The organism is Parendozoicomonas sp. 2304DJ65-17 (assembly GCF_058148445.1).
This window is the reverse complement of sequence record NZ_JBYVJV010000053.1, coordinates 1-274: the sequence shown is the minus strand read 5'-3', so window position 1 is coordinate 274 and position 274 is coordinate 1. Positions and strand designations below refer to the sequence as shown.

At 48.5% G+C, this 274-nt stretch carries 1 pseudogene; it reads left to right on the top strand.

The annotated features are described in order from the left end of the window. Nucleotides 1-274: pseudogene (locus ACY2RR_RS24510) on the top strand (hypothetical protein); the annotation flags it as partial.

Sequence of the window (274 nt, the reverse complement as noted above, 5' to 3'; positions counted from 1 at the left end):
CTGGAAGGTAAGTTTCAGGAATTAAAAGACGAGCAGGCTTTAATGCTTGGAGCTCTGCTATCTATTGCAGATTTCAAATCGGCGAATGAGTCAGAAACTGGTCGATCTATGGTGTACCGTTTGCCGGATGGTGTAGTACCAGAAAGTATTCGGGAAATGGCCGGCAAGATGAAAGCTTGTTTCAGTGCCTCTTCCGATCTTGCGGATCGAATTGTCAGTGAGCTGAAGGCGGCTCTGGATGGTGATTACCCTGGTGTCGACTCGTTACAGGCGG